Consider the following 18869-nt stretch of genomic DNA (forward strand, 5'->3'; position numbering starts at 1 on the left):
CGCGGCGACCGCCACCGATGCGGCCAGGCATGGCGGCGCCCGTGCCGGGTAGCCACAGTCGTGCGTACCGGACGGATCAGCGAGCACGGCTTCCTCGCCGACGGGCGCAGCGCGGCGCTTGTCGACCGGGAGGGCGCCGTCAACTGGTGGTGCCCGGCCCGCTTCGACTCGCCGTCGGTGTTCGGGCGGCTCCTCGACTCCGACGCCGGGCACTGGAGCATCCGCCCCGAGGGCGAGGCCACCAGCACGCGCTCCTACCTGGACGACACGCTCGTGCTGCGTACCGTCTTCGCCACCGGGACCGGCACGGTGGCCGTCACCGACGCGCTGGCGCTGGAGTCCGGCGCGCGCGGGCACGAGATCGGGTTGCGCTCGCCGCGGGTGCTCGTCCGGGTGGTGGAGGGGCTCACCGGCGAGGTGCCGATGCGCGTCGACTACGCGCCGCGCTTCGAGTACGGCCGCGTCGGCGCCTACCTCACCGAACGCGACGGGGTGGTGGGCGCCACCGCCGGGGCGTGCCACCTGGAGTTGCGCTGCGACGTCCCGCTGAGCTTCGACGGCGGGACCGCCGTCGGGCGGTTCACCGCCCGCGCCGGCAGCAGGCACCGCTTCACCCTCGGGTACGCCCCGACGTACGACGGCGCCGCCCCGGCGCTGCCCGACGCCGCCGACGTGGTGGCCGAGACGGTGGCGGGCTGGCGCTCCTGGTCCGGCCTGCACGACTACCAGGGCGAGTTCCGCGACGAGGTGCGGCGCAGCGCGCTCGCCGTGCAGGGCATGACGTACGGGCCCAGCGGCGCTGTCGTCGCCGCGGCCACCGCCTCGCTGCCGGAGAAGCCCGGCGGTGACCGCAACTACGACTACCGCTTCGTCTGGCTGCGCGACTTCAGCCTCACCCTCCAGGCGCTCTGGCGTGCCGCCTGCCCGGACGAGGCGGACCGGCAGTTCACCTGGGTGGCGCGGGCGATGGGGCTGATCGGCGACGAGCCGGTGCCGATCATGTACGGCGTCGAGGGTGAGCGGGACCTGACCGAGCACGACCTCGACCACCTCGCCGGGTACGCCGGCAGCCGGCCGGTGGTCGTCGGCAACGACGCCTGGCGGCAGCGGCAGAACGACGTGCTGGGCGAGGTGCTCGACGCGGCCTGGCTGCTGCGCTACTACCTCGATCCGATGTCACCCGAGGTGCGTGACCTGCTGCGGATGCTCGCCGACCAGGCCGTGCGCGGCTGGCGCCTGCCCGACTCCGGGATGTGGGAGGGGCGCGGCCCGGAGCGGCACTACGTCTCCTCCAAGGTGGAGTGCTGGACCGCGCTGGACCGGGCGGTCCGGTTCGGCTCGCGTATCGGCGAGCCGGCCGACGTGGCCCGCTGGGCGGCAGCCCGCGACGAGGTACGGGCGGCGGTGCTCACCCGGGGCTGGAACGAGCGGGTCGGCGCGTACACCGGGGTCTTCGGCTCCGACGACCTGGACGCCTCGGTGCTGCTCATGCCGCTCGTCGGTTTCCTGCCCGCGAGCGATCCGCGGATGCGGGCCACGATGGACGTCATCGAGCGCCGGCTGTCCCGGGGTGGGCTGCTGCGGCGCTGGGACGGCGACCCGGCCGGGTTCGTGATCTGCTCGTTCTGGCTGGCCGCCTGCCTGGCCGAAGCGGGCGAGCTGGACCGGGCCCGGCGGCTGTTCGGGCAGGTGGCCGCTCGCACCAACGACCTCGGGCTCTACGCCGAGCAGATCGACCAGGACACCGGCGAGCAGGTCGGCAACTTCCCGCAGGCGTACTCGCACATCGGCCTGATCATCGCCGCCGGCCGCATCACCGACGCCGCCGCCCGCGCCGAGGCCCCCGCCCCCACCGCCGCGTCTTCGCGTCGATCATGAAGTTGACGGCGTAGTCGATCTCCCTGAGTGCCGCCAACCTCATGATCGACGCGGGAGAAGAGGTGGGTTGGGGGAGGATGAGGGGGTGGATCTCGTGATCATGGCGGACACGCATGTGCCGAAGCGGGCCCGGGACCTGCCCGCGCCGCTGTGGGCGGCGGTGGAGGCCGCGGACGTGGTGGTGCACGCCGGGGACTGGGTGGACGTGGCGCTGCTGGACGCGCTGGAGGAGCGGTCGCGCCGGCTGGTCGGGGTGTACGGCAACAACGACGGCCCTGCGCTGCGCGCCCGGCTGCCCGAGGTGGCCCGGGTCGAGCTGGACGGCCTGCGGGTCGCCGTGGTGCACGAGACCGGCCCGAAGACCCGCCGCGAGGAGCGCTGCGCCACCGCGTACGGCGACTGCGACCTGCTCGTCTTCGGGCACTCGCACATCCCCTGGGACAGCGTCGCGCCGGGCGGCCTGCGGCTGCTCAACCCCGGCTCACCGACCGACCGGCGGGCGCAGCCGCACGCCACGTACCTGACCGCGCGGGTGGCGGCGGGGCGGCTCGACCGGGTCGAGCTGCACCGCCTGCCCCCGCGCTGACCGCTCAGCGGCCCCGGCCGGTCTCCGCCTGCAACTCGTCGATCCGCCGGGACGCCTCGGCCTTGGTCAGGCCCTCCGGCACCGGCTCGCCCGCCTCCTGGGCCAGCGTGTGCAGGTACGACTCCTGGGCGGCGGTGGGCGGCTCGTCGCCGGTGACCCAGTCGTCCGGGTCCTTGACGGCGGCGTCCGGGTTCACGCTCCTGCCGTTGGTGTTGGCGCGGTCGGCCATGCTCATCACCTCTCCTCGAACAGGTGTTCCACTACCCCCGGCCCGCCGGGTTCATGCCGGCCGCCGCCTACGATCACCTGGTGACGACGGACCGGGCGGGCGTGGTGGTGGTCGGCGCGGGCATCGCCGGAGTGGCGTGCGCGACCGAGCTGGCGCGGGCCGGGATCCCGGTACGGCTGCGCGAGCGCGCCCGGGTCACCGGCGGGCGGATGGCCAGCAAGCGTTTCGACGGCCGCCCGGCCGACCTCGGCGCCGCGTACTTCACAGTTGACGACCCGGACTTCGCCGCCGTGGTGGACCGGTGGCGGGCGGCCGGGCTGGCGCGGGAGTGGACCGACACGCTCGTCGCGTACGGGCCGCGCGGCCGCGAGCAGGTCAGCGGCCCGATGCGCTGGGCCGCCCCGCGCGGGCTGCGCTCGCTCGTCGAACATCTGGCCGGCGACCTGCCGGTGACCCACAACCGGCTGGTGATGAGCGTCGAGCCGGGCCCCCGGGTGGACGGCGCCGAGGCCGAGGCGGTCGTGCTCGCCATGCCCGGCCCGCAGGCCGCGCTGCTGCTGGACCCGGCGCTGGCCGAGGCGACCCGGGCGGTGGCCGCGCAGCGGTGGTCGTCCGCGCTGACCGGGGTGCTGCACTTCCCGGCCCGCCGCTGGGCGGACTTCCGGGGCGCGTTCGTCAACGACCACCCCGTACTCAGCCTGGTCTGCGACGACGGCGACCGGCGCGGCGACGGCGCGCCGGTGCTCGTCGCGCACACCACCGCCGGGTTCGCCGCCGGGCACCTGCTCCAGCCCACCGGGGCCCGAGCGGCCGTCGAGCAGGCGGTCCGCGACCTGCTCGGGCTGCCCGAGCAGGCGCTGTCGACCCACGTGCACCGCTGGACGTACGCGACGCCGGCGGCCCGCGCCGACGGCGCGACCTTCCACCTGGACGACGACGGGATCGGCCTGGCCGGCGACGCGTTCGGTCGCCCGCGCGTGCAGACCGCCTGGCGCTCCGGCCGGGACCTCGGCCGCGCGCTCGCCGCCCGGCTGGCCTGAGGCGCGCCGGCCCGGGCCCGGGGCGTTCAGCCCGTGGCGCCGACCGGTTGCGCCGCCCGCCCGGCCTCGGCGCCCTCGCCGGTGCGCTGGCCCGCCCGGTCGAGCAGCTGCATGACAGGGGTCGCGGCGATGCCGTGCGCCACCACCGACACCACCACCACGAGACCGACAGTGGCCCAGACCAGATCCGCCTGCGGGAAGTCGGTCTTGCTGGTGGCGTACGCCAGGTAGTAGAACGAGCCGACGCCGCGGATGCCGAACAGCGAGATCACCCAGTGCTCGGCCGGCTTGCCGGGCGCTCCGCGCAGCGACAGCCACCCGGCCAGCGGCCGGATCACCAGCACCAGGGCCAGTCCGGCCAGCGCCGCCGGCCAGGTGAGCGGGGCGAGCAGCCCGCCGATGACCGCGCCGCCGAACAGCAGCAGCAACAGCACGGTGAGCAGCCGCTCCACCTGCTCGGCGAAGTCGTGCAGCACGGAGTGGAACTCGTGGGTGCGCTCGGCGGCGCGGATCGCGCGGGCGGCCACGAACACGGCCAGGAATCCGTACCCGCCGATCACCTCGACCAGCCCGTACGCGAGGAACGTCGCGGCCAGCGCGAGGAACCCCTCGGAGTGCCGGGCCAGCCGCAGCTTGCTCGGGGCGCGGAAGAACAGCTTGCCGAGCAGCCAGCCGACGAGCAGCCCGCCGCCCACCCCGGCGGCGAGCTTGTAGAGCACGTCCACCGCGAACCACTCGCCGAGCCAGCCGGACGGGGCGAGACCGGTGGTGGCGATCGCGATGGCCGCGTACACGAACGGGAAGGCCAGCCCGTCGTTCAGGCCCGCCTCGGAGGTGAGCGCGAAGCGCACCTCGTCCTCCGAGTCCTCCACATCGGTCGGTTCGCCCACCTGCACGTCGGAGGCGAGCACCGGGTCGGTGGGCGCGAGCGCCGCGCCGAGCAGCAGCGCCGCGGCCGGCACCAGGCCGGCCCACCACCAGCCGAGCAGCGCCACCGCGGCGATGCACAACGGCATGGCGATGGCCAGCAGCCGCCACGTCGACGACCAGCGGGCCCAGCTCAACGGGCGGTCGATCTTCAGGCCGGCGCCCATCAACGCGACGATCACCCCGACCTCGGTGAGGTGGGTGGTCAACTCCGGCCAGCGCAGCGGGTCCGGTGTGGGCAGACCGGTGGGCAGCAGGAAGACGAGCATGCCGAGCCCGAGGAACGCGATCGGCATCGACAGCGGCCGTCTCTCCAGCACCCGGGGGAGCACCCCGGCCAGCAGCGCACCGACGCCCAGCAGAGCGAACGCGACATCGACCGGTTCCACGGCACCACCCTTCCGACGCCCGTCGCCCGGGCGGTGGAGTCCAGCAGTGCCCCGAAGCGGGCCCGGTTAAGCCTGCGCGTGCCCGCCGGTCGAGGCCGGTCAGCCGAGCGACGCGATGGCGCTGTCCGACAGGGCGTCCCGCAGCGCGGCCGGGTCGTCGTACACCGCCACCGCGCCCGCGCCGGCCAGCTCCGCGCGGCCGGTGCCGCCGCAGGTCAGCCCGATGCAGGGGATGTCCAGCTTGCCGGCGGCGGCGACGTCCCAGACGGAGTCGCCGACGAACACCACCCGCTCGGCGGCCAGTCCCGACTGCTCCAGCGCGGCGACCAGGATGTCCGGCGCCGGCTTGCTCTCCTGCGCGTCGGCCGACGAGGTGACCGAGTCGATCACGTCGTCCGCGTCCAGCGCGGCCCGCAGCGCGGTCACCTCGTGCTCGGCGGCCGAGGTCGCGAGCACCACCCGCAGCCCGCGCTCCGCGCAGGCGCGCAGCAGCTCCCGCGCCCCGGGCAGCGGCGTGAGCCGCTCCCAGTACTCGCCGTAGAGCGCGTCGTGCGCGTCGCGCAGCCGGCCGTCGGCGTCCCGGTCGCGCTCCGCGCCGAGCAGGTGGTCGAGGAGCTTGTCCGAGCCCATGCCGATGGACCTGTGGATCCGCGCCATCGGCACCCGGTGGTCGGCCTGGCGCAGCGCCTCCCACCAGCTCACCGTGTGCAGGTACGTCGTGTCGACCAGGGTGCCGTCCGCGTCGAAGAGGACACCGCGGCGCTTGTCGTCGGTCATGGTCGGCTCCTACCCGGCCGGGGCGTCGCCGACGCGCGACCCGTCCGACGGAATGAGGATCTCGAACCACACAGTCGAGCCGCGTACGGTCGGGTCGGTGCCCCAGGCGTCGCTCAGCTCCTCGATCAGGCCCAGCCCGCGGCCCCGGCTGCTGAGCGTGTCGGTCTGGGCACGGGTGACCTGACCCCGGGTGCCCGAGTCGGCCACGGACACCAGCAGCCGCTCCGCGGACAGGTCCACCTCGACCCGGGCGGCGGTGCCGGCGTGCAGCAGCGCGTTCGTGGTCAGCTCGCTCGTGCACAGCACCGCCGCGCCGATCACCGCCTCGGGCACCTGCCACTCGGTGAGCTGCGCGGTCATCCAGTGCCGGACCCGGCTCGGCGCGGTCGGCTCGGCCGGCACCTCCATGCTCGCCGACCGGCTCGGCCGGACCGCGTACTCCACCGCGAGCACCGCCACGTCGTCTTCGGTGGCGCCCGGCACGGCGGCGGTCGCGACCGCGCACAGCGCACGCGGGTCCCCGCTGGCCGCCCCGGTGACCGCCGCGCCCAGCCCGGCCAGCCCGGCAGCCAGATCCTGCCAGCGCCGCTCCACCACGCCGTCGCTGTAGAGCAGCAGGGTGTCGCCGGGGTGGAACGGCACGCTCGCGGTACGCGCGCGCCCGCCGAGACCCAGCGGCGGCGCGGGCGGCACCTGCACGAACTCGGCGACCGCCGTCGCGCCGGGCCCGGCGCGGCGGATCAGTGGCGCGGGATGCCCGGCGCTGGCGAGCGTGACCCGCTCCCGGTCCGCCTCGACCACGCCGAACACCACCGTGACGAACAGTTCCTGCGTGCCGCCCTCCACGCCGAGGCTGGCCACCAGCCGGTCCAGGCCGTCGAGCACGGCGTCCGGGCGGGGGTCGACCAGGGCGAGCGCGCGCAGCGCGGCGCGCACCTGACCCATCCGGGCGGCGGCCTGCACGTCGTGCCCGGCCACGTCGCCCAGCACCACCCCGAGCGCCCCGGTGGGCAGCAGGAACGCGTCGTAGAAGTCGCCGCCGGCGGCGTTGCCGTCCACGCCCGGGTCGTACCGGGCGGCGATGCGCAGCCGGGGCAGGTCCGGCAGCCGCTCCGGCAGCATGCTGCGTTGCAGCATCTGGGCGGTGCCGTGCTGGGTCTCGAAGCGGCGGGCCCGCTCGGCGGCCTGGCCGACCAGCTCCGCCGACGCGGCGAGCAGCGCCCGTTCCGCGGGGGACCAGGGACGCGGCTCCCGGTATCCGATGGTGAGCGAGCCACGGACCACACTCGTGCGCAGCGGCAGCGCCGCGAGCGCGCGGATCTTCTCGTCGTGCCGGTCCGCCGCGACGCCGCGCAGCGGCTGCCCGTCGGCGGTGAACGAGGCCACGCCGCTGCGCGCGGACACCACCGCCGGCAGCGCCGACTCGGCGGACATCCGCCGCCACAGCGGGGGCAGCCGCTCGTCGGCCTCGTCGAGCAGCTCGCCGCGGATGCGGCGGACCAGCCGCCAGGCGCTGCCCTCGTCCACCGCGAACGACACCCGGTCCGCGTCGAAGGAGTGCAGGCAGTAGCGCAGCGTCACCCGGGCCACGTCGTCCAGGGTGAGCGTGCCGGACAGCGCCGCCGCGAAGTCGCTCAGGCTCTGCAACTGCTGGGTCAGCTGGGTGGTCTGCGCCGAGACGGTGAGCACGCCGACGATACGGCCGTTCGAGTCGCGTACCGCGCAGTGCCCACGGGTGAACACGGCCGGCTCGGCCGGGCCCTGCCGGTCGGCGGGCAGCACCGCCTCCCGCTGCAGGAACGGCTCGCCGTGCCGGTAGACGCGCTCCAGCGCCTCGCCGGCGCCGGGATCACGCCACACCTCGGCGAACGCCTCGGCCGCCGGCCGGCCGAGCGCGTGCGGGTGCCGGTCGCCGATCAGCTCGGCGTACCCGTCGTTGTAGAAGACGACGAGGTCGTCGCCGAGAAGCAGCGCCATCGGCACCGGGGAGGCGAGCACCACGTCCATCACGGCGCGTACCGCCGGATCCCAGCCCTGCGGGGCGCCCAGCGGCGTGCCGGCCCACGGATGATCGGTCTGCGCGGGCGGCCCGTGGACGACGGGATCGGCGGGCGCTCCCGGTGCGGGGGCGGGCGGTGTGGGAACCCGACCGACGGTGCCTGGCATGACCGCAGCCTAACCGGAGCGTGGCGGGCTGGTTCCGATCATGCGTTCGTGGCGGGTCCCGGCTTGCGGTCGCGTGGACGTTCGGGCAGGTCAGGGCCGGTTCGATCACCCATGTCGGGAAATTGGCCCGGTCCGGCCCGGAGTGCTGCCCTGGTCACCGGGTATGCGGGCGGCGCAGTTCACGCGACAGGAGGGACATCATGCCGAAAACCCTCGCGGTCGGGCAGGTCGACATCGGTGCGGCCTGGACCGACTTCTGGAGGTCGGTGCTGCTCTTCGTACCGCGGGCGATCGCGTTCATCGCGATTCTCGTCGTGGGTTGGCTCATCGCCCGAGCCGTACTCAAAATCGTGGACGCGGCACTGGAACGGGTGGGGTTCGACCGCGCCGTGGAACGCGGCGGCATCAAACGAGCCCTGGAACGCACCAAGTACGACGCCAGCGACATCCTGGCCAAACTGGCCTACTACGCGGTCCTGCTGTTCACCCTGCAGTTCGCCTTCGGGGTATGGGGACCGAACGCGATCAGCGACCTGATCCGCGGGGTGGTGTCCTGGCTTCCGCGAGCCTTCGTGGCGATCGTGATCGTGGTGATCGCCGCCGCCATCGGCAACGCTGTCCGGGACCTGGTCTCCGGGGCGCTCGGCGGGCTCTCGTACGGCCGGGTGCTGGCCGACGTGACGGCGATCTTCATCCTGGCGCTCGGCGTGATCGCCGCGCTGAACCAGGTGGGTATCGCCACCACGGTGACCACACCGGTGCTCGTGGCCTTCCTCGCCACAGTGGCCGGCATCCTGATCGTCGGTGTCGGTGGTGGTCTGATCAAGCCGATGCAGGACCGCTGGGACGGGTGGCTGCACCGGGCCGCCGAGGAGTCCCGGGCGTTCCGGGAGCAGCGGCAGGCGCAGCAGGCCGGCCGGGGCGACTACGAACGCAAGATGGCCGACCGGGGCGGGCAACCGACGCCGGCCGCGCCGCAGTCGTCGATGTCGGGCGCGGGCACGTACCGCTCCGGCGAGATGGGCGACGAGACGCAACAGTTCCGCCGGCCGGGAGGCTGACGGCAACGGGTGACGGGGTGTCCGCGGGGTGATCGCGGGCACCCCGAAGCCGTGTCCGGAGCAGCCCGGCCGTCGAGGTCGGCCGGGTGTACGGATCAGGCCAGGTGACGCGGGTCGAGCGCGCGGGCCAGCAGGCAGACCGCCAGGAGGCGGGTGAGCACCCAGTCCGGCGAGGACCAGTCCACCGGCTCGGCCGGCGGCGTCCAGCCGTGCTCCGCCGCCGCTTCGCGCAGCCCCTCGGCGTATCCGGCGAGCGTGGCCACGGTCAGCGGGTGGCGGTCGCCGTCGAGGCTGTCGCGTACCCCCGCGGCGTGCTGGTCGACCTCGGCGAGCAGCCCGGGGTTCGCGTGGGCCGCGGCGAGGCCGGCGGTGCCGACGGCGGTGGTCAGCGTGGTGAGGGTCGACCGCGCGGCCACTGCCGCGGAGCGGGTCGCGACCCGGTTGTTCGGCACGCGCATGGTGTCCGAGGCTAACGCCGCCCGGCGCGGGCCGACCTCGGCCGACCGGCGGATTGCCGGGTCGTCCGGGGGACCGGCCACCCCGTCCGCGGGGATTGAGTCGCCCGTGCGGGGGCAGAAGTCCGGCATGAGGACCACGCAGCAGGCCCACGGAGGGACATCATGGGACACCAGGCCGACGGACCGGACCGGGCACACCGGCGCCCGGAGGGAGTGAGTGACGCCACGGTCGAGGCGCTGGGCAAGCTCAGCGAGGCCCTGGAGTGCGTTGAACGGGCACGTGGGCACCTCTACGAGCTGCACCAGCTGATCGGCCACGCCGACCTGATGCTCGACGACGCCGTGGAGATGTTCCGCTCCGCCGGGCACCCGGCCCTGGCCGAGCGCGTCGACCGGGAGCTGCTCGGACGCAATGTCATCGCCGGGCGGTGGACGTTCCAGATCGTCGAGGACTTCGACGACGGGTACTACGCGCTCTTCCGGGAGCTGGACCGGCAGGCCCGCGACGAGCTGGTCGAGGGGCGGCGGCACCTCTACGAGGCGGAGATGAAGGAACGCCGCCGCAGCCGGGGTGTGCCGGGGCACGAGGCGCGTCCCGGCACGAGCTGAGTCAGTCGGAGGGGCGGGCGTTGGCCGGGCGGCGGCGTGCGCCGTCGTCGGCGATGATCACGGTCGCGACCATCAGCGCCACCACCAGGCTGAACAGCCAGGAGCTGTCCTCGGTGAACCGGGCGGAGACCGGAGCCTGGATCGCGGCGAGCAGGAAGCCCAGCCAGGCGAGCTTGCGCTGACGGTTGGAGAGGAAACCGGAGCCCTGTTGCATTCCGAAAGTCTTGCGCGCGACAGGGGGAGTGCCGTCAGCCGTTCGGCCGATTCTGGATGGGCTGTCCGTTTTCCTGGCTGTCCGTACCGCACTTTTTGTCGCATCGGTCGAGCATGAATCCGGCGGCTACGGGCATCGGCACCGGTGCCCGCAGCCGCCCGGGATCAACCGCTGTCCGGGCCGGTCCGCCCGATCGTCGACGGCCGGTACGCCCGGTCCGCATCGGTCATCTCGCGCCGCTCGGCCTCCGGACCGGCGCCCCGGTCCACCGCCTCCGGGCCGTGGCCGAACGCGGCCTCCTCGCCGGCGTCGTTGGCCGTGACGTCGTCGCCCTGGCCGTCCATCGCCGACCGGGCGACGGCCTGGTCCAGCTCGTGCAGGGGAGTACGGTCCTCGTCGCGCCACACGTGGCGGTCGTTGTCGGTCATTCCCCTGCGGTACCCGGACCGGATGATCGCAAACGGCCGGACACGGCGATGGCCGCCGACAGTGCCGGCGGCCATCGAGGCTCGGGTACGGGGGAGGTGGCTCAGGGGACGGGCCGGTCGACCGAACCGCGCCAGGCGCCGGTCTCCTGGCCGCGCCGCTCGATGAACTGCTTGAACCGCTCCAGGTCGCCCTTGGCGCGCCGGTCGACCACGCCGAGCTTGTCGCCGGCCTTCTCGACCGCGCCGTGCGGCTCGAACTCCATCTGCAGCGTGACCCGGGTGTGCCCCTCGTCGAGGCGGTGGAACGTCACCACGCCGGCCTGCTGCGTGCCGCCGGTGGAGCGCCAGGCCACCCGCTCGTCCGGCAACTGCTCGGTGATCTCGGCGTCGAACTCGCGCTTCACGCCCGCGATCTCGACGGTCCAGTGGGTCATCGTGTCCGAGAGCTGCCGGACCTCCTGCACGCCCTCCATGAAGTGCGGGAACTCCTCGAACTGGGTCCACTGGTCGTACGCGGTCCGGATCGGGACGTCCACGTCCACATGCTCGGTAACACCACTCATGTCGGGGTTCCTCCTGTTCCGCTGGTACGTCTCGTGCGGGCCGTGGGCCGGCCCGCTCACCAGCGCGTCGTCTCGTTCTTGTGCCCGAGCGCGGCCCACACCTCGGAGATCGTGCGGTAACGGGTGCCCTCGGGCAGGGTCTCCAGGGCGGCGACGAGGTCCGCCGGCGCCTCGTTCTCCCGCGCGTTGGCGACCAGCGTCTCCCGGTCGCCCGGCAGCGCGGCCATGCCGATGAAACGGCCGAGACGGCTGCGCTCCTCCACGTCCGCCGAGCTCATGCCCTGGGGAGCGCCGGTACGCAGCTCACCGGCCGGAGCCGTGGTCGCCTCGGGCTGGTCCTCGCCGGACGGCTCGGGCTGGCGGAACTCGTCGACCCGCGCGCCGCCGGTCCCCGGGCCCTGGACGAGCCCCTTGACCTCGCTGCTCATCTGGTCGTCGACCCTGGGCGAGTGCTTGCTGCTGCCTCGTTCCATGCCTTGGGAGATGCCCCGGGGGACCGCCGGTAAACCGGGGCCGGCCGGGGGAGGCGGTCATCCGGGCGGCAACCGGTCGGCCGTCTTGTCCGCATCGGTCTGGTCCGTGTCGGTCTGGTCCGTGTCGGTCTTGTCCTCGTCGGCCGGGGCGCGTGGCGGCAGCACCGGGTCGTCCGGCTCCTCGACCCCGGCCTGCATCACCCTCCCGCGTTGCAGCTCGGCGTTGACCTGCACGCCGAGCATCAGCGCGCAGTTGGACAGGTAGAGCCAGACCAGGAACGCGATGACCGCGCCGAGACTGCCGTAGGTGACGTCGTACGAGCCGAAGTTGGCCACGTAGAGGCCGAAGCCGAAGGACGCGAGCACCCAGGCCACGAGCGCCAGCGCGCCGCCCGGGGTGAGCCAGCGGAACCGCGGCTGCCGGACGTTCGGCGCGATCCAGAACAGCAGCGACAGCAGCGTCATCGCGACCACGGCGAGCAGCGGCCACTTCGCCACCGACCACGTGGTGCGGGCCACCGCCCCGGCGTGCAGCAGGTCGCCCACCGCGTCGGTGACCGGGCCGCTGACGATCAGCCCGGTGGCCACCACGGCGAGCAGCACGATCGTCACCGCGGCCATGCCGATCTGCAACGGGCGCAGCCGGTAGAACGGCCGGCCTTCCCGCACCCCGTAGATCGCGTTGGAGGCGCGGGTGAACGCGCCGATGAACCCGGAGGCGGACCAGAGCGCGCCGAGCAGACCAAAGCTCAGCAGCACCTTCGCCGAACCCTGCTGCTCCACGACGTTGCGTACCACGCCCACGAACGCGTCGTTGCCGACCACCGAGCCGGCGCCGATCTCCCGGGCCAGGTCGATCACCGTGTCGACGGTGCGCGGGCCGTCGGAGACCAGGCCGACCAGCGCCACCACCACGATCGTGGACGGGAACAGCGCCAGCACCCCGTAGTAGGTGAGCGCCGCCGCCCAGTCGGCGCAGTTGTCGGTGACGAAACCCTTGCCGCTGCGCACCAGCACGCCCCGCCAGGTGCGCCAGTTCAGCTGCCGGATCCGGCGGGGGAGACGGGACCGCGTCCGGCCGCCGACCACCTGTGGTGCCGTCACGGTCATGTCCGCCTCCTTCACCGCCCCGCTGCCGGGCGTGGCCGGGCGGTACCCCCCGGGGGAAATCGACAAACCGGGGCGCCGGTTTGCCCGCCGTGCGGCAGGGAACCAGGCAAGACAGACGATCGAGACTCCAGGAGGACGAGATGCCCGGGCGCGAGGTACTGCCCAGCACGCTGCGGCGCTCGCCGGCGAAGGCGCAGCGGACCTGGGAGAAGACGCACGACTCGGCGGTCGAGACCTACGGCGAGGGGGAGCGGGCGCACCGCACCGCCTTCGCCGCCGTCAAGCACGAGTTCGAGAAGGTGGGCGACCACTGGGAGCCCAAGGGCCGCAAGGGTCCCAGCGACAAGCAGGCCGAAGGCGGCGGCCCGGCCCGGCGCGCGAACACGGCCGGCGGGGTGGACGCCAACGCCACCAAGGACCACCTCATGGAGGTGGCGAAGAAACTGGACGTGCGCGGCCGGTCCCGGATGACCAAGCCGGAACTGGTCAAGGCGATCGAGAAGGCCAACAACAACGCGACCCGCAAGGCCCGCGGCGGTCGCTGACCCCTGGGGGTACGCGTCGAGCCCGGGACCGCCTCGGTCCCGGGCTCGCTTCGTGCCGTCTCACCAGTGGCCGCCGCCCGGCGCCTGAAGGTGCACCGCCTTCACGGTGCTGAACTCGTCGAGCAGCTCCGGGCCGTACCCGAAGCCGTGGCCGCTGCCCCGGCGCCGCTGCGCGGCGCCGCCCGGCGCCCCGCCGAAGACCGCGTTCACCTTGACGGTGCCCACCGGCAGCTCCCGCCAGGCGCGCTGGGCGTGGCTCATCGAGCCGGTCAGCACGGTGGCGGCCAGGCCGTACGGGGAGTCGGCCGCGCAGCGCAGCCCCTCGCTGAACGAGTCGACCACCACCACCGGGGCGACCGGCCCGAACGTCTCCTCGCGGACCAGAGCCATGTCGTGGCGGCAGCCCTCGACCACGGTGGCCGGATAGAACGCGCCCGGCCCGTCCGGCAGCGTGCCCCCGGCGCGTACCCGGGCGCCGGCGGCCACCGCGGCGGTGACCTGCCCGTGCACGTGGTCCCGGTGCCGCCGGTCGACCAGCGGGCCGAGCTGCGTGCCCGGGTCACGGCCGGGGCCCACGGTGAGCGCCTCGGCGCGCGCCACGAGTGCGTCCAGGAAGCCCTCGGCGACGTCCCGGTGCACGTAGATCCGCTCGACCGCCACGCAGATCTGACCGGCGTTGGCGAAGCAACCGAGCGCCGCCTGCTCGGCCGCCCAGACCGGGTCGACGTCCGCGTCCACCACCAGCGGGTCGCTGCCGCCGTTCTCCAGCAACACCTTCGCGCCGGTCCGCGCGCCCGCCGCGGCGATCGCCCGGCCGGTGGCTGTGGAACCGACGTGGGCGACGACGTCGACGTCCTGCCCGGACAGCGCGGCGCCCACCTCGCCGCCGCCGGTGAGCAGCGACAGCACCCCGGCCGGCAACGCCGAGTCCAGCGCCCGGGCCAGCAGCCAGCCGGTCGCCGGGGTTCGCTCGCTCGGCTTGTGCAGCACCACGTTGCCGGTGACCAGTGCCGCGCCGAGCAGGCCGCAGGACACCGCCACCGGATCGTTCCACGGGGTGATGGCCGCGACCACGCCGCGCGGCTCGGGGGCCATGAAGTCCAGCGCGTCGTGCCCGCCGTGCAGCGTCCGGCCGCCCCGCACCGGCGCCAGCTCGGCGTACTGTCGCAGCGTGCCGATGCCCGCCGCCACTCCACCCCGCGCGTCGTCGAGGGGCTTGCCCATCTCCGCGGTGGTGGCCTGGGCCAGATCCTCGGCCGCCGCCTCGACCGCGTCCGCCGCCCGGTGCAGCGCCGCGGCCCGGTCCGCGGGCGAGGTCGCCGCCCATTCCGCCGCGACGCCCCGGGCCGCCTCCACCGCCTTGGCCACCTCGTCGGCGGTCGCCACCGGCGCCCGGCTCACCGGCGACCCGTCCGCCGGATCGTGGACGACGAGTTCGCCGCCCTCGCCACCGGCGCCCCACACTCCACCTATGAGCTGCGCAACCGTGTACATGCGGCCGTGCTTGCCCCGGCCTGGGCGGGACAAACGCGTTTCGCCCGGTGACCGGCCGGGTAGGCGGATCCGATGACCTCCACCGCCGACGCCGTCGTCATCGGAGCCGGGCACAACGGCCTGGTGGCCGCGAACCTGCTGGTGGACGCCGGCTGGGACGTCACCGTCCTGGAGGCCACCGAGGCGCCCGGCGGGGCCGTGCGGTCCGGGTACGTGACAGCGCCCGGTTACCTCAGCGACCTCTACAGCTCCTTCTACCCGCTCGGCTACGCGTCCCCCGTGCTGGACGGGCTGGGCCTGGAACGGCACGGCCTTTCCTGGACGCACGCCCCGGACGTGCTGGCGCACCTGCTCCCGGACGGGCGGGCCGCGGTGGTCAACCGCGACCTGGACACCACAGCCGCGTCGCTGGAGGCGTTCGCGCCCGGCGACGGGGAGCGCTGGCGGCACGCGTACGCCGACTGGCGTCAGGTCGCCGAGCCGATGCTGCAGAGCATCACCACCCCGTTCCCGCCGGTACGCGGCGGGCTGGGCCTGCTGCGGCAGCTCCGGATCGGCGGCGCGCTCCGGCTCGCCCGCCGCCTCGTGCTGCCGGTACGCAAGCTCGGCGCGGAGCTGTTCGAGGGCGAGGGCGGGCCCGTGCTGCTGGCCGGCTGCGCCCTGCACACCGACCTGTCCCCGGAGGAGGCCGGCTCCGGGGTGTACGGCTGGCTGCTCGCCATGCTCGGCCAGCAGGTGGGCTGGCCGGTGCCGGTCGGCGGCGCGCAGCGGATCACCGACGCGCTGGTGGCCCGGCTGGTCGAGCGGGGCGGGCGGATCGAGTACAGCGCCCGGGTCGAGCGGGTGCTCACCGCCCGGGGCCGCGCGATGGGCGTACGCACCGCCGGGGGAACCGACTGGCGGGCGCGCCGCGCGGTGCTCGCCGACGTGCCCGCGCCGGCGCTCTTCCTCGACCTGGTCGGCGCCGCGGCGCTGCCGCCCCGGATGGTCGAGGACCTGGCGCACTTCAAGTGGGACGGCTCCACGCTCAAGGTCGACTGGGCGCTGTCCGCGCCGGTGCCGTGGAAGAACCGGGAACTGGCCGGCGCCGGCACCGTGCACCTGGGCGCCGACATGGACGGCCTGACCACGTACGCGGCCGAGCTGGCCCGCGGCGAGCTGCCCCGGGACCCGTTCCTGCTGGTCGGGCAGATGTCGGTGGCCGACCCGAGCCACTCCCCGCCGGGCACCGAGTCGCTCTGGTCCTACACGCACCTGCCGTTCCGCCGGGACTGGCGGGCCGAGGACGTGGCGGGGCACGTGGAGCGGATGGAGGAGGTGCTGGAGGCGGCGGCACCCGGGTTCCGGGCGTCGGTCGTCGGGCGGCACGTGGCCGGCCCGGCCGACCTGGAGGCCGCCCAGCCCAGCCTGGTGGGCGGCGCGCTCGGCGGTGGCACCGCTGCCGCGTACCAGCAGTTGTTCCTGCGGCCGATCCCCGGCCTGGGCCGCGCGGACACTCCGGTGGACCGGCTCTACCTGGCCAGCGCCTCCGCCCACCCCGGCGGCGGCGTCCACGGCGCGCCGGGGGCGAACGCGGCGCGGGCCGCGCTGGCCCGCGACCGGGCCGTCACCGGCGCGGTGTACGCCCGCACGATCGCCGCCGCCCACCGCGCCGTCTACCGCTGACCGCGACGCACCCTCCGCGCGCTCACGGCGGCTGTCGGCCGATCCCGCACCCATTACGGCTGAGCATCTGATTCGCCAACTGCGGAACACCTGGCAAACCGGTTCACCGGAAGCTCGCCTTACCGTCGGCCGCGTTGGAACCTGCCGCCCGTCTCGACAATGAGATAAATAGCCCACATCCCGGGAGATAGCGTAGGTCAGGTCGCCACTTCCCCGATGTGGCGGCAACGAAGGGCCCTGGATTCAGCCACCTCGCCGAGCTGGCGGACCGGGCCACCACCACGGCGAAGTGGCGGCAACGGAGCGCCCGGCATCCAGCCACCTCCCCGAACTGGCGGGCCGGCCCGACCACCACACCGTCCCGGGCGGGCCCTACCACCACACTGTCCCGGGCCGGCCCGACCACCGCACCGCCCTGGGCCGGGCTGGTTGACGGTCAGGCGGTTGGTCGCCACACGCTCTGCGGCCGACAGTGTCGAGGTGAGTCCCGGGGGAGTGCTCGGCGCCGCCCCGGCGCGCCTTTCGCGCCGCCGCCTTTGCATGCGTCGCGGTGTTCCGAGGGCGAAATCGCCAATCCACCCGCGCCAGCCGCCACGGCTGGGCCCAAGTCCCACGCGATCTTGCAGTTAGTGCCCCAGGGATGCCTGCTTCGCGGTGTTTGCCGGGGACCAAACTGCAAGATCGCGCCTGCGTCGGGGTGGGGCTGAGGGCTGTGAGGCATGGAGGGCTGGTTACACGGCGTGGTTGATGTGCGGGGGCGAGGGAACGGTTACCCGGGGAGAGTGCCCAGCTCAAGGCGGTGTTGCGCCGGTGGCGGCAGAGCAAAGGCGCGGGGCGGGGGATGTGGCGGTGCCAGCGCGCCCTCACGCGGGGTGACAGCGGCGTGAGGGCGCGTTGCGGCGTGCGAGTAGGTCAGGAGTCGAGGTTGCGGTGCCGGCTGCGCAGTTTGAACGGCATCAACGCGCTCTCGATCTTCGTGGCGGTGGTCATCTTCGAGTCGCCGTCACGGCGCTCCTCGAAGCGGATCGGCACCTCCAGGATGGTGTGCCCCAGCTTGGTGGCGAGGTAGTGCATCTCCACCTGGAAGCTGTAGCCGTTCGACTGGACCCGGTCCAGCCCGATCTCGCGCAGCGCCTCGGCCCGCCAGATCTTGAAACCGGCGGTCAGGTCACGGATGCGCACCCGCAGCAGCGTGTGCACGTACAGGTTGGCCCAGCCGCTGAGCGCGCGCCGGTAGAGCGGCCAGTTCTCGTCCAGCTCACCGCCGGGCACGTACCGCGAGCCGATGACCACCGACGCCTGCGTGGAGAGCAGCGCGCCGAGCATGCCGGGCAGCGCCTCCGGCGGGTGCGACAGGTCGGCGTCCATCTGGGCGACGAAGTCCGCGCCGTCGTCGAGCGCCCGGCCGATGCCGTCCACGTACGCCCGGCCGAGACCCTCCTTGCCCGGGCGGTGCACCACCATCACCCGCTCCGGGTGCTCGATGGCCAGCTTGTCGGCGACCTCACCGGTGCCGTCCGGGGAGTTGTCGTCCGCGACCAGCACCTTCAGCCCCGGCAGAGGCAGCGCGAGCAGGCGCTCGACCAGCACCGGGAGGTTGCCCGCCTCGTTGTAGGTCGGAACGACGACGGTCAGGCGCGCATCCCCCCACGGGGAGGGTAACTGCACGGGTTCGATCATCACGGACATCCTCGGTCAGCGGACAGGTTCATCTGAGAGGGTATCCAGTGGGCCGTGCGGCGGCCGCACAGACGCCCCGCCGAGGGATCGATCACCGCTCCGGCTTCTGCCGCGTCGCGATGTCGGACAGCCGGGCCAGCGTCTCCCGGTTGCGCAGATGCAGCACCAGGTCGTTGAGCTTGGTCCGGACCCACCGCAGCGGCCCGGCGGCGAAGTCCTCGCCGATGGTCACCCGGGTCCGGCCGTCCTCCAGCGGTTCCAGGGCGAACGCCACGATCGCCTCGCCGGCTGGCCACAACCCGGCGCGCAGCACGAGCCGGTGCGGCGCCTGGCACTCCAGCACCGTGGATTTGTCCTGGAGCGAGAACGGCCAGGGCCCGGCCCGATGGTGCAGGTTGCTGCCGACGCGGGGCCACGCGTCGTCCACGTCCCGCACGTGCGCGGTGCCCACCACCCAGTCGCTGTAGGTCCACCCGTCCGCGAGCACCTCGAAGACCTGCTCCGGGGGCGCGTCGATCACCTTCTCCACAACCGCCATCACCAACCGGTACCCCGGCGCGGGCCGCCGCTAACGGGG

At 74.1% G+C, this 18869-nt stretch carries 20 protein-coding genes; 7 read left to right on the forward strand and 13 right to left on the reverse strand.

Annotation, left to right across the window (positions count from 1 at the left end):
• Nucleotides 1–60: 60 nt before the first annotated feature.
• A complete protein-coding gene (locus tag MicB006_RS26310) occupies nucleotides 61–1878 on the forward strand; it encodes a glycoside hydrolase family 15 protein (RefSeq protein ID WP_116509738.1) in 1818 nt (605 codons plus the stop codon).
• Between the two features lie 85 nt (nucleotides 1879–1963).
• Nucleotides 1964–2464 (forward strand): metallophosphoesterase, encoded by a 501-nt coding sequence (locus MicB006_RS26315; protein WP_116509740.1) that lies wholly within the window; start codon nucleotides 1964–1966, stop codon nucleotides 2462–2464.
• Between the two features lie 4 nt (nucleotides 2465–2468).
• On the opposite strand, the gene MicB006_RS26320 is transcribed toward MicB006_RS26315, so the two are convergent.
• Nucleotides 2469–2693 carry a DUF3072 domain-containing protein gene (locus tag MicB006_RS26320; RefSeq protein ID WP_116511837.1) on the reverse strand — a complete coding sequence of 75 codons (225 nt, stop codon included), beginning with the start codon at nucleotides 2691–2693 and terminating at the stop codon, nucleotides 2469–2471.
• Nucleotides 2694–2794: 101 nt separating this feature from the next.
• On the opposite strand from MicB006_RS26320, the gene MicB006_RS26325 reads away from it, so the two are divergent.
• A complete protein-coding gene (locus MicB006_RS26325) occupies nucleotides 2795–3733 on the forward strand; it encodes an NAD(P)/FAD-dependent oxidoreductase (protein WP_192900339.1) in 939 nt (312 codons plus the stop codon).
• 26 nt (nucleotides 3734–3759) lie between these two features.
• Here MicB006_RS26325 and MicB006_RS26330 read toward each other — a convergent pair whose 3' ends face one another.
• The 3 genes from MicB006_RS26330 to MicB006_RS26340 form a co-directional block, all read right to left on the reverse strand.
• A complete protein-coding gene (locus MicB006_RS26330) occupies nucleotides 3760–5049 on the reverse strand; it encodes a sodium:proton antiporter (protein WP_116509743.1) in 1290 nt (429 codons plus the stop codon).
• 99 nt (nucleotides 5050–5148) lie between these two features.
• Entirely contained in the window at nucleotides 5149–5826 is a 678-nt protein-coding gene (locus MicB006_RS26335) for an HAD family hydrolase (RefSeq protein ID WP_116509745.1), read from the reverse strand.
• Between the two features lie 9 nt (nucleotides 5827–5835).
• The gene (locus MicB006_RS26340; RefSeq protein WP_116509747.1) at nucleotides 5836–7992 is read right to left on the reverse strand and encodes a SpoIIE family protein phosphatase; all 2157 of its coding nucleotides are present in this window, start codon (nucleotides 7990–7992) and stop codon (nucleotides 5836–5838) included.
• Nucleotides 7993–8192: 200 nt separating this feature from the next.
• Between MicB006_RS26340 and MicB006_RS26345 the strand changes: the two genes are divergently transcribed.
• On the forward strand, nucleotides 8193–9053 hold the full coding sequence (locus MicB006_RS26345) for a hypothetical protein (RefSeq protein ID WP_116509749.1): 861 nt from the start codon (nucleotides 8193–8195) through the stop codon (nucleotides 9051–9053).
• A 95-nt stretch (nucleotides 9054–9148) separates the two neighbouring features.
• Here the strand turns inward: MicB006_RS26345 and MicB006_RS26350 are convergent, their stop codons facing one another.
• Complete coding sequence (locus MicB006_RS26350; protein ID WP_116511839.1) at nucleotides 9149–9511, reverse strand: DUF6401 family natural product biosynthesis protein; 363 nt, start codon at nucleotides 9509–9511, stop codon at nucleotides 9149–9151.
• Nucleotides 9512–9673: 162 nt separating this feature from the next.
• Between MicB006_RS26350 and MicB006_RS26355 the strand changes: the two genes are divergently transcribed.
• Nucleotides 9674–10120, forward strand: coding sequence for a hypothetical protein (locus MicB006_RS26355; RefSeq protein WP_116509751.1), 447 nt, complete (start codon nucleotides 9674–9676; stop codon nucleotides 10118–10120).
• A gap of 1 nt (nucleotide 10121) precedes the next feature.
• Here MicB006_RS26355 and MicB006_RS26360 read toward each other — a convergent pair whose 3' ends face one another.
• The 5 genes from MicB006_RS26360 to MicB006_RS26380 all read right to left on the reverse strand — a co-directional run bounded on the left by MicB006_RS26360 (nucleotide 10122) and on the right by MicB006_RS26380 (nucleotide 12908).
• The gene (locus MicB006_RS26360; protein ID WP_116509753.1) at nucleotides 10122–10334 is read right to left on the reverse strand and encodes a hypothetical protein; all 213 of its coding nucleotides are present in this window, start codon (nucleotides 10332–10334) and stop codon (nucleotides 10122–10124) included.
• A gap of 164 nt (nucleotides 10335–10498) precedes the next feature.
• Nucleotides 10499–10762 (reverse strand): hypothetical protein, encoded by a 264-nt coding sequence (locus MicB006_RS26365; protein ID WP_192900139.1) that lies wholly within the window; start codon nucleotides 10760–10762, stop codon nucleotides 10499–10501.
• Between the two features lie 101 nt (nucleotides 10763–10863).
• Nucleotides 10864–11325, reverse strand: coding sequence for an SRPBCC family protein (locus MicB006_RS26370; protein ID WP_073827582.1), 462 nt, complete (start codon nucleotides 11323–11325; stop codon nucleotides 10864–10866).
• A 56-nt stretch (nucleotides 11326–11381) separates the two neighbouring features.
• A complete protein-coding gene (locus tag MicB006_RS26375) occupies nucleotides 11382–11798 on the reverse strand; it encodes a DUF2795 domain-containing protein (RefSeq protein WP_116509757.1) in 417 nt (138 codons plus the stop codon).
• Nucleotides 11799–11855: 57 nt separating this feature from the next.
• A complete protein-coding gene (locus tag MicB006_RS26380; RefSeq protein ID WP_116509759.1) occupies nucleotides 11856–12908 on the reverse strand; it encodes a YihY/virulence factor BrkB family protein in 1053 nt (350 codons plus the stop codon).
• Nucleotides 12909–13048: 140 nt separating this feature from the next.
• On the opposite strand from MicB006_RS26380, the gene MicB006_RS26385 reads away from it, so the two are divergent.
• Nucleotides 13049–13453 (forward strand): ChaB family protein, encoded by a 405-nt coding sequence (locus MicB006_RS26385; protein WP_073827585.1) that lies wholly within the window; start codon nucleotides 13049–13051, stop codon nucleotides 13451–13453.
• Nucleotides 13454–13513: 60 nt separating this feature from the next.
• On the opposite strand, the gene MicB006_RS26390 is transcribed toward MicB006_RS26385, so the two are convergent.
• A complete protein-coding gene (locus MicB006_RS26390) occupies nucleotides 13514–14947 on the reverse strand; it encodes an aldehyde dehydrogenase (RefSeq protein ID WP_116509761.1) in 1434 nt (477 codons plus the stop codon).
• A gap of 72 nt (nucleotides 14948–15019) precedes the next feature.
• Between MicB006_RS26390 and MicB006_RS26395 the strand changes: the two genes are divergently transcribed.
• Nucleotides 15020–16612 carry an NAD(P)/FAD-dependent oxidoreductase gene (locus MicB006_RS26395; protein WP_116509763.1) on the forward strand — a complete coding sequence of 531 codons (1593 nt, stop codon included), beginning with the start codon at nucleotides 15020–15022 and terminating at the stop codon, nucleotides 16610–16612.
• A 912-nt stretch (nucleotides 16613–17524) separates the two neighbouring features.
• On the opposite strand, the gene MicB006_RS26400 is transcribed toward MicB006_RS26395, so the two are convergent.
• Together MicB006_RS26400 and MicB006_RS26405 are read right to left on the reverse strand one after the other, a co-directional pair.
• A complete protein-coding gene (locus tag MicB006_RS26400; RefSeq protein ID WP_073827799.1) occupies nucleotides 17525–18292 on the reverse strand; it encodes a polyprenol monophosphomannose synthase in 768 nt (255 codons plus the stop codon).
• 91 nt (nucleotides 18293–18383) lie between these two features.
• A complete protein-coding gene (locus MicB006_RS26405) occupies nucleotides 18384–18830 on the reverse strand; it encodes an SRPBCC family protein (RefSeq protein WP_073827800.1) in 447 nt (148 codons plus the stop codon).
• Nucleotides 18831–18869: the final 39 nt, after the last annotated feature.

The sequence above is a fragment of the Micromonospora sp. B006 genome (assembly GCF_003408515.1).
Lineage (GTDB): Bacteria > Actinomycetota > Actinomycetes > Mycobacteriales > Micromonosporaceae > Micromonospora > Micromonospora echinospora_A.